The organism is Muricoccus vinaceus, from assembly GCF_042433125.1.
GTDB lineage: Bacteria > Pseudomonadota > Alphaproteobacteria > Acetobacterales > Acetobacteraceae > Roseomonas > Roseomonas vinacea.
Window position 1 is genome coordinate 1 of sequence record NZ_JBHLVZ010000033.1, and the last position, 12854, is coordinate 12854.

12 protein-coding genes are annotated in these 12854 nt (G+C 73.5%); 3 read left to right on the forward strand and 9 right to left on the reverse strand.

The features are described from left to right. Positions 1-1286, reverse strand: a 1286-nt coding sequence (locus tag ACFFIC_RS12790; protein ID WP_377050848.1) for a HAMP domain-containing protein, incomplete at its 3' end; no start/stop codon positions are given. Positions 1287-1467: 181 nt separating this feature from the next. Here ACFFIC_RS12790 and ACFFIC_RS12795 point away from each other — a divergent pair. Beyond that, the gene (locus ACFFIC_RS12795; protein WP_377050850.1) at positions 1468-1908 is read left to right on the forward strand and encodes a DMT family transporter; all 441 of its coding nucleotides are present in this window, start codon (positions 1468-1470) and stop codon (positions 1906-1908) included. A gap of 33 nt (positions 1909-1941) precedes the next feature. On the opposite strand, the gene ACFFIC_RS12800 is transcribed toward ACFFIC_RS12795, so the two are convergent. Continuing rightward, on the reverse strand, positions 1942-2844 hold the full coding sequence (locus ACFFIC_RS12800; protein WP_377050852.1) for an MBL fold metallo-hydrolase: 903 nt from the start codon (positions 2842-2844) through the stop codon (positions 1942-1944). Positions 2845-2966: 122 nt separating this feature from the next. Here ACFFIC_RS12800 and ACFFIC_RS12805 point away from each other — a divergent pair, with 122 nt between their 5' ends. Further along, positions 2967-3950 (forward strand): Bug family tripartite tricarboxylate transporter substrate binding protein, encoded by a 984-nt coding sequence (locus ACFFIC_RS12805; protein WP_377050854.1) that lies wholly within the window; start codon positions 2967-2969, stop codon positions 3948-3950. Positions 3951-3982: 32 nt separating this feature from the next. Here the strand turns inward: ACFFIC_RS12805 and ACFFIC_RS12810 are convergent, their stop codons facing one another. The 5 genes from ACFFIC_RS12810 to ACFFIC_RS12830 all read right to left on the reverse strand — a co-directional run bounded on the left by ACFFIC_RS12810 (position 3983) and on the right by ACFFIC_RS12830 (position 8142). Continuing rightward, positions 3983-4234 (reverse strand): hypothetical protein, encoded by a 252-nt coding sequence (locus ACFFIC_RS12810; RefSeq protein ID WP_377050856.1) that lies wholly within the window; start codon positions 4232-4234, stop codon positions 3983-3985. 59 nt (positions 4235-4293) lie between these two features. Continuing rightward, positions 4294-5256 (reverse strand): collagen-binding domain-containing protein, encoded by a 963-nt coding sequence (locus ACFFIC_RS12815; RefSeq protein WP_377050858.1) that lies wholly within the window; start codon positions 5254-5256, stop codon positions 4294-4296. Positions 5257-5415: 159 nt separating this feature from the next. Further along, a complete protein-coding gene (locus tag ACFFIC_RS12820) occupies positions 5416-6678 on the reverse strand; it encodes an AmpG family muropeptide MFS transporter (RefSeq protein WP_377050859.1) in 1263 nt (420 codons plus the stop codon). 62 nt (positions 6679-6740) lie between these two features. Next, positions 6741-7724, reverse strand: a complete 984-nt coding sequence (locus tag ACFFIC_RS12825) for an alpha/beta fold hydrolase (protein ID WP_377050861.1) — start codon at positions 7722-7724, stop codon at positions 6741-6743. 121 nt (positions 7725-7845) lie between these two features. Further along, on the reverse strand, positions 7846-8142 hold the full coding sequence (locus ACFFIC_RS12830) for a DUF3072 domain-containing protein (protein WP_377050863.1): 297 nt from the start codon (positions 8140-8142) through the stop codon (positions 7846-7848). A gap of 105 nt (positions 8143-8247) precedes the next feature. Between ACFFIC_RS12830 and ACFFIC_RS12835 the strand changes: the two genes are divergently transcribed. Further along, positions 8248-9048 carry a creatininase family protein gene (locus ACFFIC_RS12835; RefSeq protein ID WP_377050865.1) on the forward strand — a complete coding sequence of 267 codons (801 nt, stop codon included), beginning with the start codon at positions 8248-8250 and terminating at the stop codon, positions 9046-9048. A 178-nt stretch (positions 9049-9226) separates the two neighbouring features. On the opposite strand, the gene ACFFIC_RS12840 is transcribed toward ACFFIC_RS12835, so the two are convergent. Beyond that, the gene (locus ACFFIC_RS12840; protein ID WP_377050867.1) at positions 9227-11176 is read right to left on the reverse strand and encodes an alpha/beta hydrolase domain-containing protein; all 1950 of its coding nucleotides are present in this window, start codon (positions 11174-11176) and stop codon (positions 9227-9229) included. 43 nt (positions 11177-11219) lie between these two features. After that, positions 11220-12707, reverse strand: coding sequence for an MmgE/PrpD family protein (locus ACFFIC_RS12845; protein WP_377050869.1), 1488 nt, complete (start codon positions 12705-12707; stop codon positions 11220-11222). Between the last annotated feature and the right edge of the window lie 147 nt (positions 12708-12854).

The following is a 12854-nucleotide window of genomic DNA, read 5'->3' on the forward strand; positions in this document are numbered from 1 at the left end:
GCCGCCGCCTCCTCCTCGAAGCCGCGTACCAAAGCCTCCACACGCGCACCGCGCGCCGCCTTCAGCGAGGCCTCCTCCACCGCAAGAGCGGACAGGCGGTCGGCCTCGTGCAGGCCGTCGCGGCAGGACTCGGTGGCGCGGGCCATGTCGCCGATCTCGTCGTTGCGCGCGGTTTCGGGCAGGGACAAGGCGTAGTCCCGGCGGGAAAGCTGCAGCATGGCGTCCCGCAGATGGGCCAGGGGGCGCGTGACGCGGCTGCGGATCAGCAGGATGGCGCCGAGCGCGAGGGTGGCGAAAAGGAGGGCCAGGGCGGCGGCGGCGCCCAGCCACAGCCTGGCCGCATCGGCGCGGGTGCGGGCGAGGTCGCCGATGCTGGCCAGGGAAAGATCCGCGACCTCCACGAGGCGGGCGGTGCCCTGGTCCAGCGCGGCGTTCATGGCGGCCGGGGTGACGGGCGGCTCGCGCCCTTCGGCAAGGGCCTTGTCCAGGCTGTCGCGCAGGGCGGCGAAGCGGGTGAAGTAGTCCTCCTGCGCGCGCTCGATCGCCTGGCGGACGGGCACGGGGAGGGTGGCGGTGAGGCCCGTGACCAGCGGCCAGGTCGCGGCGGCGCGGGCGCGGAGCTGGGTCATGGCCGTGCGCGCGGCGGGGGTCACGGCCTTCGTGGCGATGGCGCCGATCAGGAAGTCCCGCTCCGTGCCGGCGGCGTCGCGCGTCGCGTAGGCGGCGTCCTTGACCTGGGCGAGGGTGGCGCTGGGTCCGTCGAGGTTGCGGACCTGGGCGGTGAGGGTCGCGCTCACCTCCTCCAGCAGGTCCACCAGGCCGGTGGCGGCGGTGTTGAAGCGGGCGGCGATGTCGGGCGGGCGCTGCGCCAGGGGACGGGACAGGGCCGGGTCGCCTTCCCGCCGCAGGGTGTCCAGCGCGGCGCGCGCGGCGGCCAGGCGGGCGGGCGCGTCGCCGGCGGCGCAGATGGCCTGGGCGCAGAGGGAGGCCAGCGCGTCCAGCGCGGCGCTGGCGGCGGCGCGGGGCTGGGCCATGCCTGCCAGCAGGGTGGCGGCGGCGGGGCCCTCGCCGCGCAGGGCGATGCGCACCGGCCCGCGCTCCAGCCGCGTGGCCTGCAGGGCGGCGAAGGTCAGGCGCGTGGCGTCGGCGACGGTGACGGCGGCGTTGGCCTGCCGGAGATCCTGCGAGGCGTGGAAGAAGAGCCAGGCGGAGCTGCCCAGCAGGGGCGCCGACAGGGTGCCGACGAGCAGCCCGAGCTTCAGGAACAGGGTAGGGCGGAGCGTCATTGATGGATCCTCGGGCACCGACGGCGTTCTAAAAGGACAGGCGCGTGTTGCCGGATTATTGCCTGGCCTGATGAAGGCTTGGCTAATCCCGCCCGCGGGGTGCGCGAGGGAGCGGCATGGATTCGCGTGCCGGACGGGGCGCGGCGGCGTTGTTCCATTGTGCCGAATGGGAGACGGAACCTTGGCCTATCTGCTCGCGGTCCTCGCCGGGGTGCTGAACATGCTGCAGTCCGGCAGCAATGCGACGCTGAACGAGAAGCTGGGCGCGGGGCCCGTGGTGCCGGCGCTGGTGGTCTATGCCGCGGGGGCACTGGGGGTGCTGGCGGCCTGGCCCTTTCTGGGAAGTTCGCTGGAGGGGGTAACGGGGCGTGCCGGGGCGGTGCCCTGGTGGGGCTGGATCGGCGGGCTGCTGGGGGCTTTCTATGTCGTGGTCACGCTGACCCAGGCGAAGGCCATGGGCGCCGGCGCCTTCACGGCGGTGACGCTGACCGCGGCGGTGGTGACCAGCCTGGTGCTGGACCATTGGGGGCTGCTGGGCTTCGAGGTGCGGCCGCTGACCGCGCTCCGGGTGCTGGGCGGCGTGCTGATGGTGGCGGGGGTGGGGCTGGTGGCGCGGTTCTGAGCCCCGGGACCGGCGGGCCGCCGCCCGCCGGCGTCAGGACAGGCGTTCGGTGGCGACGCCTTCGGCGGTGACGGTGAAGCGCATCAGGTCCTCGCCCATGACCAGCGGGCCGCCATATGTGCGGCGGGTCTGGTCCTCGATCTCCGCCAGGGGCACGCGCGGGACGCCGGGGGCGGCGATCTGCACGATGTGGGTGAAGGCGGCCAGGGCGGGGCGGGTGGCGGCGAAGATCTCCCCGGCTTCCTCGGGCGAGGTGTGGTGGTCGGCGATGGCCATGGAGACGGGGTTGCCGCGCAGGGCGGGCGGCAGGGCGCAGACCTCGTGCACCAGCAGGTCCACCCCGGCGCCGTGCGCGCGCAGGTTGGGATGCGGCTTGGTGTCGCCGGACAGGAGGACGCTGCGGCCGGCATGGTCGATGCGGAAGCCGACCGCCGGGCGGATGTGCCGGCCGTGGTCCACCTCGAAGGCGGTGACGCGGACGCCGGCTTCCTCCAGCACCACGCCGCCGGTGGCGGGGAAGTCGCTCGCCTCGATCCGCGTGGCCTCCTCCGGCACGCGCTCGTCGGCCATGCGGATGCGGATGTCGTCGGCGAAGGCCTCGCGCAGGTGGTGCGCCATGCGGGCGGTGCCGGGCGGGCCGAAGAGCCGCATGGGCGCGCGGCGGCCGCCCCAGGCGGGAGGGACGTAGGAGCTCATCCACACATCCGCGAGGCCGTTGACGTGGTCCGAGTGGAAGTGGGTGAGGAAGACCGCGGCGATGCGGCCGAGCGGAAGGCCGCACTGGGCCAGCCGGATCGTGCAGCCGCGCCCGGCGTCGAACAGCAGGTCCAGCCCGCCGGCCTGGACGAGGGTGGCGGGGCCGAAGCGCTGCGGGCTGGGATTGGGCGTGCCCGTTCCGAGCAGCGTGACCACGATGCGGCCATCCCCTGCGTTCATTGCCGTTTCCTCCTGATGCCCTGGCCGGAAAAGCTGGATCGGGCGGCCTTCCGGGAGTAGTTATGAAGCATAACTATAATCGGCGCGGGAGGAAACCGGGGATGGCTTCAACTGTGAATCGCATGCCGGCCTGGACCCGCCGGACCCTTTCGGCGGGGTTGCTGGCCGGGCTGGGCGCGCCCCGGGCCGCGCGGGCGCAGGGCGGCTGGCCGCAGCGTCCGGTGCGGATCGTGGCACCCTTCGCCGCGGGCGGCGCACCGGATGTCGCCTTCCGCATGGCCCTGCCCAGGCTCGGCGCGGCCTTCGGGCAGCCCTTCGTGATCGACAACCGCCCGGGCGCGAGCGGCGCCATCGCGGCGGACGCCGTGGCCAGCGCCGCGCCCGACGGCCACACCCTGCTGCTCGCGACCAACTCCATCATCGCGATCAACCCGGCGCTGTTCGGGGCGCGGCTTTCCTATGACCTCGCGCGGGACTTCCGGGCGGTGGCGCGGTTCTCGCGGCTGCCCTTCTTCCTGTTCGTCGCGGCCGAGTCGCCCGCGCGGGACATGAAGGGGCTGATCGCCCTGGCGCGCGAGGCCCCGCAGCCGCTGACCTATGCGACCAACGGCAACGGCACGGTGGGCCATATCTCCACGGAAACCCTCGCGCGGGCGGCGGGAATCGAGCTGGTCCATGTTCCCTACCGGGCTTATCCGGCGGCCATGGGGGACCTGCTGGCCGGGCGCGTGTCGATGACGCTGTCGGACCTGACGGTGTTCGGCGGGCCGCTGCGCGGCGGGCGGTTGCGCGCCCTGGCGGCGATCTCGGCGGAGCGGTCGCGCTTTCTGCCGGATGTTCCGGCCCTGCCGGAGCTCGGCCTGCCCGCGGTGGATGGCAGCGTCTGGATCGGCCTTTTCGCCCCGGCCGCGACGCCGGACGAGATCGTGACGCGCCTGGGCGGGGAGCTTCGCGCCTGGCTGGCCACGGAGGAGGCGGTGGCGGGGCTGGCCCAGATCAGCCAGGAGCCGGCGCCGCTGGACGGTGCCGCGCTCGGGGCGCTGGTGCGCGAGGAGACCGCCCGCTTCGCCGGCATCATCGCCGCCGCCGGCATCCGGCCGGACTGAGCGCGGGGGCGGCGCTCAGCCCGGCGCGGCGATCAGCGGCCGCTGTTCGGCTGGTTCTGGCTTTGCTGCTGCTGATCGCGGCGCTCGGCCTGGTTGCGGCGATGGACGCCGACCGCGCAGCCGGCGGCGGCGCCGGCCACCGCATGCCCGCTGCCGACGAAGTGGCCGGCGACGGCGCCGACCGCGCCATCCTTGACGCAGCCGCCGGTCTTGGCCTGGGCGGGGAGGGCGGCGAGGAACAGGCCGGCGGCGATGGCGAGGGGGGCGAGAAGGGTGCTGCGCATGGGATGGACTCTCCTGTGAGGACCGTCCGTTCCAACGCGCGGGCGCCCGCGCCGGCACATTAAAGCCGGGCCATGCTCCCGCGGGCGGGGCCGCGCTGGCGGCGTGCGAGGACGCCGAGGAACAGGATGCTTCCGCCGAACAGGGCGAGGGAGGCGGGCTCGGGCACCGGGGTGGGGCCGAGGTCGGGGATGGAGCCGAGGAAGCGGTGGTCGTGGAGTTCGCCGCGGCCGCTGAAGGAGCCGGCCATGAGGACGCCCTCGATCGGCGTGCTGTTGGTGACCTGGGCACCAATGGCGAGCACGGCGCCGTGCCAGAAGCCGAAGCTGAGGGTGTCGGCCTCGAAGAAGTTCCAGAGGACGCGCTGGTTCACGTCGATGGCGGCATTGAAGTTGGCCATGTCCTGAAACGAGGTGCCGCTGACGTTCACGATGACCGTGCTGGCGCCGTTCAGGTTGAAGTTGATGTTGCGGTAGCTCTCGAGCGCGGTGGTGGAGAGGGTGAAGACGGCGCGGCCGCTGCTGTCCGGCGCGGCGTTGAAGGCGGCGTTGTTGGGATCGGCCGCGTCGACCTGGCTGTTGGCCTGGAGGGCGGTGAGCTGGCCCGACAGGGCGCCGAGGGTGGCGCCGACCTGGGCGGGATCGAAGTTCCGCAGGCCGGTCTGGAGCGTGCCGCCGCCGTTCAGGTTGAAGGTGCCGTTGTTGGTGCCGCCGACCACGACGCCGCCGCCGTTGTTGACGTTGAAGGGGCCGGGCGCGGCGACGTTGTTGTGGACGTTCAGGGCGCCGAGTTCCGGCAGGCCGCCGGCGCCGCGCGGGTTGTTGTTGAAGGTGGCGCCGCCCGTGAGGTTGCCGCCGACGAGGAGGCGGCCTTCCACGTCCGAGTTGCTGGAAAAGTCGCCCAGAACGACGGCGTTGAATTTGGACAGGATTTCGGCGGCGGTGATCGGCGCCGCCGTGGCGGCCGGGATGACGGCCAGCAGCCCGGCGGCGAGGGCCAGGCCAGCGATGAGACGAAGCTTCATTCTGCTCTCCTGCCGCACGGTTCCGCGCCCGGTTCTCGCGCCCACGTCGGAGGGGAAGAGAGGGGAAAACGTTGCGAAAAGCAAAGCAATGTTTTGTGTTCTGATCGGAATTCCTGTTTTTTGGACAATTCCGGCGTGGCGGGTTGTGGCGGGGGCGGATCAGCCCGCCGGGGCCGGGGCGCCGCTGGGCTGCGCCGGGGGAAGGCGCCAGAGGAGGAAGAGCATGATGGCCATGGCCGGCAGGGCCGCCGCGGTGGTGAGCAGGAAGAAGCCGGTCCAGCCGAGCGACTCGGCCATCCAGCCGGAGGAGGCGCCCAGGGTGCGCAGCGGCACCGCCGCGAGCGAGGACAGCAGGGCGTATTGCGTGGCGGTGAAGGCGCGGCTGGTGAGGCCGGAGAGATAGGTGACGAAGGCGGCGTCGGCCAACCCGTCCGTGAAGTTCTCGATGCCGACCTGGAGCCAGAGCATGGGCATGTCGTGGCCGGCATTGGCCAGCGCCACGTACATGAGGTTGGAGAGCATCTGGCCGAGGCCGGTGATGACGAGCGCGCGGGCGGTGCCGAGGCGGGCGACGACGTAGCCGCCGGCCAGCGCGCCGCCCAGGGTGGCGAAGAGGCCGAAGACGGTGCCCACCGCCGCGACCTCGTCCCTGGAGAAGCCGAGGGAGCGGTAGAATGGGGTGGTCATGATGCCCGCCAGCGCCTCGCCGAGCTTGAAGAGCGCGATGAAGAGCAGGATGGCCAGCCAGTGCGGGCGGCGCATGAAGTCGGCGAAGGGGTGGACGACGGAAAGGCGGAGGCGCTCCCCCCAGGGGAGGGGGGCTGCGGCTTTCGTCGGCGCCTCGCGCGAGGCGAGGGTGGCGAGGACGCCGACGAGCAGCAGGGCGGCGGCATAGGCATAGGCACCGCCCCAGCCCAGGGCGCCGACCAGCCAGAGGGTGCCGCCGCCGCTGGCCAGAAGCGCCAGGCGGTAGCCCCAGACATAGCAGGCGAGGCCGTAGCCCTGGTTCTGTTCCTCCAGGATCTCGATGCGGTGCGCGTCCACCACGATGTCCTGGCTGGCGGACAGGAAGGCGACCAGGGCAGCGAGCGCCGCGGTGCCGAAGGGGCCGGTGGCGGGGTTGCTGAAGCCGGTGGCGAGGATCGCCAGGATCAGGAAGGGCTGGATCAGCAGAAGCCAGCCGCGGCGGCGGCCGAGGCGGGACAGGAAGGGGGGCGCCACCGTGTCCAGCGCGGGGGCCCAGAGGAACTTCAGGGAATAGGCGAGCCCGATCAGGGCGGTGAGGCCGATGTCGGTGAGGGACAGGCCGGATTCCGTGAACCACTGGCGCAGCACCTGCCCGGCCACCAGCGGCAGCGGGACGCCGGCGGAGAAGCCGAGCGCCAGGAGGATGGGGAAGCGGCGGTCGCGGAAGAGGTGCATGGCGGGGCGACCCTGCCATGGGGCGCGCGGGGGCGGGAGGGGCGTCCGCCCGCCCTGGCCGCTCAGCCCAGCAGCGGCTGTCCCCGGCCGGGGGAGACGGACTGCACGGCCCGGGCGACCTGCCGGGCGGCCAGGTGGTGGACCATGTGCCCGGCGCCGCGGACGATCTCCAGCGTGCTGCCGGGGATCTCGCCGTGCAGGCGCTCGGCGGCGCGCTTGAAGACCACCTTGTCGCCATCGCCGGCGATGATGGCCACCGGCATGGCGAGGTCCCCGTAGCTGTTCTCCAGGGCGCGGACGGCGGGGATCATCAGGGCGCCGTCCGCGTTGGTGGCGCGGATCTGGGAGGGGCGGAGGGAGATGGAGGGGGAGAACTCGTCGTCGAAGCGGGCGGGGACGGCGGCGGGGGAGAAGAAGGCCCGCTTGAGCAGCGGGATCGAGAGCCAGCCGAGGACGGGGGAGATCGTGTAGCGGAGAATGTCGCCCAGGACGGGGGCGGCGCCGATCGCGGCCATCCAGGCATCCGGGCGGAGGGTGGGGAAGTAGTAGCCGGACAGCAGCACCAGGCCGGCCGTGCCTTCCGGGTGCTGATGGGCGAAGGCGAGGGCGACAACGGCGCCAAAGGAGTGGCCGACGACCACCGGGCGCTCGATGCCGATCTGCACCAGGGCCTTGTGGATCAGCGCGGCCTGCTCCGCGGCCGTCCAGGGGCGGTTGCGGGGGCGGGTGCTGTGGCCGAAGCCCGGGCGGTCGAAGATGATGACGCGGTGGGTCTTGAGCAGCAGATCGGCGACGCCGCTGGTGTTGAAGTCGTCGCCGGTGACGATGTTGCCGTGGATCAGGAGGGCGGGCTGGCCTGTGCCGCGGTCGGTGTAGTGGAGACGGGTGCCGTCCACCTCGATGAAACGACCCTGGGGCGGATGGCGGCGTTCCGTCAGGCGGGCGAGGGCGTGGTTGGCGAGGGCGAGGGCACTGAGGGTGCCGAGCGTCCAGGCGAGGGTGCTGGCCGGGCGCGGGGCACGGCGTCGGCGGCGGAGCAGGTTCATTCGGGGCCCTTTCTGCGGAGGCGCGGGAGGGGCCGCCGGGCGGCCATTTGGGCCGAACGCCGCAGGGAGGGGGATGTTGCGGTGCCGGCCGGGGGAGCGCCGCGCCCCCCCGGAGCCGGTATCAGGTGCCGCGGCCGGTCTTTTCCTGGAGCGCGTCGATGCGGCGGGAGGCCTCGGCCTTGCTCAGCCCTTCCTCGAAGCCCTCGCCGGCCTCCTCGGACAAGGTCTTGAGGTAGGAGGCCTGGGCGCCGGTCATGGGCTGGTCGCCGGTGGTCCAGTCGGACGGGTCCTTGATGGTGTTGGAGCCGGGCTCGGGATCGGTCTTGGGGTTGTGCTCCTCGCCCTCATGGGCGTGGGCCTTGGTGTTGTTCTTGCTGATCGCGTGGTTGTCGCTGGTCTTGGCGGCCGGCTTGGTCATGCGGGCGTGCTCCTGTGTTTGGTGTTCTCCAAACGTTCGGGTGGGGTCGCGGTTGCCTCGGCAAAGGGGAGGGGCGACACGGGGAGCGGCAGGAAAGGGCGCGCGATGAAGGTGCGGATGGGGGAGATCACGGGGGGCGAGGCGCGGGCGCTTTATGCCCGCAAGCCCGTGGTGCTGCTGCCGCTGGGCAGCCACGAGGACCAGGGGCCGCACGCGCCGATGGGGGATTACCTGCTGGCGGAGGCGGTGGCGGAGCGGATCGCGCTGCGGGCCTCGGAGGCGGGGACGGAAACGGTGGTGGCACCGGTGCTGCCCTTCGGGAAGAGCGACTTCTTCGGCTCCATGCCCGGGGGGATCGCGCTGTCGCACCGCGCCTTCTCGCTTGTGCTGGAGGAGATGATCGGGGCGCTGCTGCGCCACGGGCTGGACCGGATCGTGCTGCTGAACGGGCACGGAGGGAACGCGCCGGTGATCCACGACGTGACGCAGGGCTTCATGCTGGCGGGACGGGGGGTGTTTCCCTGCTTCTATCTCTGGAAGGTGGCGGGAGCGCTGTTGCCGGAGGTGGTGGGGCCGGAGGTGGCGCGGCGCTCGGCCGGTCACGGGGCGGACCCGCTGGGCAGCATCGCCATGCACCTCTCGCCCGGGCGGATGCGGATGGACCTGCTGCCGGCACGGCCCTCGGCGCCCGGAACATGCCTGGGGCTGCCCTTCTCGGGCTGGGGGGCCGTTTCCTTCGGGGGGGCGGAGGTGAACGTGCCGGCGGAGTACGACGGCCCCTCGCCGGACGGGGTGGGGGCGGGCGACCCGCGGCTTTGCAGCGCCGGAACGGGGGCGGCGCTGGTGGAACGGCTGGTGGAGATCGGGGCGGGGTTCGTCCGGCATTACGCGGCGCAGGGCGGGTGACGGCGGTGGGCTTGTTCGGGCCTGGTGGCGCTTGTGGCCCCGGGGAGGGATGGAAGGAATCCCTCCTCTCCCCGGACCCCTCACCATCAGCTTCCTTCTCGGGGGGAATCCTTCGCAGGCTGTGCGCCGGGGTTCCGGGCACTGCCTTGAACGTCCGGAGCGGGACGAGCGCCGCGCGTCATCGCAGCTGGGCCAGCGATCCTGCCTTCGCGCGCTCGACCAGCGCCTCGGCGTCCCGTGGCAGCAGCAGGCGTTCCGCCACCGCGTCCTCCGCCGCGCGGCGCACCGCGGCAACATAGGCCGTGCCGTCCGCGTAGCGCTCCGCGACCGAGGGGCGCGGGTCGCCGGCGGACAGGCGGGCTTCCCGCGTCGCGGCGAAGGGTACGACCGCGCCCTGCAGGGGGTAGAGGGCGGCCGGGCCGAAACCCTGGGCCCGCGGGTTCCATCCCGTGTAGCTGGCGCGCGGCGCGGCAAGCTGCAGCGCGCGCAGGCCCGCGACCGCCATGCCGTCGCCGTCGAGGCGCGGCACGAAGACGGGGTAGCGGCCGATCTCGCGGGGCGGCATGGCGGACTGGTCCGAGAGGGCGGCGGCGGTGTGGATCGCGGCGTAGGGCAGGCCGGGGATCGGGGCGGGCATGGCCTGGGCCGCCGGCACCAGCGTGCCGTGGGCGCGCATGGGCACGCGGCTGGCGGGGGGCTCGCGGCCCTCGGCCAGCCAGGCTTCCATCGCGGCGAGGAGGGCGCGCATGGGCGGGCCGGCGTGCATGGGGTTCTTGGGCAGCGCCATGGCCTCGATCCGCCCGGCCGTTTCGCCGGGCTCGGCGAAGTGCGGCGTGCCGGCGATCATGTAGGCGCGCACGTCGGGCGGCAGGTCGATGTGGTGGCCGGCGGTGTCGGTCACGAGGAGCGAGGCGCGGGAGGCCCACCACTCGTGCTCGCTGTCGCTCTGCATGACGCGCGGGCAGGTGGAGGTGAGGCGGCAGCGCAGCATGAGCCCGTCGCGCCGGCCGGAAAGCGGGTCGTCCAGCACCGCGTAGGTGAAGGGAAAGGTGTCGGCCTGCCAGGCAGGGTCCTGGGGGTGGCGGGCGTTGCGGCCGGGCTGGCCGAAGCGGAGGTTGGTCGCCATGCGGCGCGCGCCCGCGACATGCGGCATCAGCCCGTCGAAGACGACCCGTCCGGCCGTGTCCTCGTTGAAGCCGAGATGGAGGAAGTCGCGCAGGAAGCGGCCGGACTGCGACACGCCGAAGCCGATGGCGCGGTGCACGGCCGGGCGCCCGTTGAAGGCCAGCGGGTTGGCCGCGGAGGTGTCGCGGCGAAGGAAGGCGACGATGTCGCGCACGGCGGCGAAGCCCATGCCCAGCACCGCCGGGTCGCGCGCGGTGTAGGTGACCTCGTAGAGCGCGCCGGCGTCGAAGCCCGCCTCCGGCCGCGAGACCTCGATCCGCTGCGCGTCCAGGGCGCGGGCGGACAGCCCGGGCGGCGACTGGCGCGGATCGGGCCAGGCCTGCCGCACCGTGACGGACAGGTTGGGCGGATCGGCGAGCGGCCAGGCGAGGGTCGCGGGCGCGGGGCTGCGCCGGTGGTCGAAGACGAACTCCTCCCGCACCGGGCCCGTCACGCCGCGCAGCACCGGGGCCGAGAGGGCGAGCTGCCCGGGCTGCGAGGGGATGTCCGCCTGCCAGCCCACCCAGACCACCGTGGTGCCGCGCCCGGCCAGGAAGCCGATGCCGGCATCCTCGGCCGTCCGCATGGTGTTCGCGCCGGGCTGGCGCGCGTCGTCGAAGAGCTGGGGGGCGAGCTTGCGGCCGCGGTTGGGCACGTCGAGCAGAAGGGTGCCGCTGCCGCGCGCCGGGTCCTCGGGGCGCAGGATGACGACGTCGGCGGTGGCCTCGACGCGCCCTTCGGCGTTGCGGGGTGCCTCGGCCAGGTCGGTGATGACCGCGTTGCGCGGGTCGGCGGGGTCGAGCGCGATCGTCGCGCGGCCGGTGACGCGGCGATAGGCGCCGGCCTCCCCGAAGCTGCGGCCGGCGAAGGCGGGCACGTCCTCCGTCACCTCGAAGCGCGTCACCTGCGCCGTTGCCGGTGTCGCGAGGGCGAGCATTCCCGCCAGGACGGCTGTTTGCCGCATGAACTGTTTCCTTGGTTTTGCTTGTGACCGGGAGGCGCTGGCCTCAGGCCTGGAGAAGCGCCTTGAGCGGGCGGATGTCGGAGAGGGTCTCGATCGCCATCACCGTGTCGATCAGCCGCCCGGCCTTCTCCGCCCCGAGCACGGGCGCGAGGAGGTCGCGGCCCTTCGCGACGACCTCCCCGCGGGTCATCGGGTTGGCGGTGGTGCCCCGCACCTCGCCCACGCGCTCGCGCAGCACGGTGCCGTCCGACAGCGCGACCTCGACCACGGCTTCGCGCCGGGGCAGCAGCGCCTCCAGCGCCGCGTCCGGAACGAGGCGGACCTTGGCGCGCTGGCGGAGCACGGCGGGGTCCCGCATGCGCGGCACGTCGTGCGCCGCCTCGAAGGAGGCGGTGCCGTCGAGCAGCATGACGGCCAGCATGTGCTGCACGCACACATCGGGCATGTCGCGGTTGTCCACCACGCGCGCCTGCTGCGTCGCGAGGCGCACCTCCACGGCGCGGACGTCATCGGCGGCGAAGGCGCGCTGGCGCCGCATCCGGTCCAGCGCGTCGAGCGGCGCCTGGATGGGCGAGCCGACCGTCCAGCGCTTGATGTTGGTCCGCACGATCTCGAAGCGCTGCCCGAGTTCCGCGACGAGTTCGGCCGGGTTCGCATCGGCGGAGTTGGCGAGGAGGAAGTTGTCGGCGCCGGAGAACACGTCCTCGATTCCCGTGCCGCCCGTCTGCACCATGAGCGCGGCGGTGACGCCGTTGCGGGCGGGCATGCCGCCGAAGACGAAGGCCTTCTCCACGTGGTCGGGGTCGCGCTGCCAGGAGGCGATGCCGGAGGCCTGCTGGGCCGCGTAGTCCAGCATCCAGCGCATCTGCTGCGCGGAAAGCCCGGCGGCCGCGCCGGCCGCCGCCGCCGCGCCGAAGGTGCCGGCGATGGCGTGCGTGCTGCGGTGGCTTTCCCCGCGGAAGCGCCAGGCGCCGAGCGCGAGGCTGACGCGCGGCCCGACGTCGTAGCCGAGCGTGACGGAGCGCAGGAAGCGGGCGCCGTCCAGGCCGAGCGCCTCGCCGATCGCCAGGGCCGCGGGCACGACGGAGCAGCCGGGATGGGAGGCGGAGGGGGCGTGGGAGTCGTCGGTCTCGTCGGAATGGGCGAGCATGCCGTTGGCGAGCGCCGCCTCGGCCGGCAGGCAGGTGGTGCCCGAGGCCGCGACGGTGCAGGGGCCGCTGCCGCCATGCGCCCTGGCGAAGCGCAGGGCCTGCTGCCCCGGCAGCAGCTTCGCCCCCGAGATCATGGCGGCAAAGGTGTCGAGGAGGTGGTGCTTGGCGCCTTCCACCACCCCGGGCGGCAGGGCCGCGCCGGTTGCCCCGGCCATGTAGGCGCTGAGCTCGGCCATGGCGGGGCCCGGGGCCTCCGCGGCCAGGGCCGGGCGGGAGGCGCGGGCGGACCAGGCGAGCGAGGCCGCGGCCGCGCCGAGAAGGGGGAGCCGCCGCCGCCGGACGGGTGGGCCGGCGGAGGGGGGCGTTTGCGCGTCGGACATTTCCACCACCTGCTTTGCGAGGCTTGGACGGGTGTGACGGCAGGACCATCCGGCCTTCCGGCGGGTCTTGGCAACCCACGGGGATCGTGGGGAGGTCCGGCCGGGCGGCTATTCGGATCGCTGATAGGTCGCGCGAAAGAACTGATG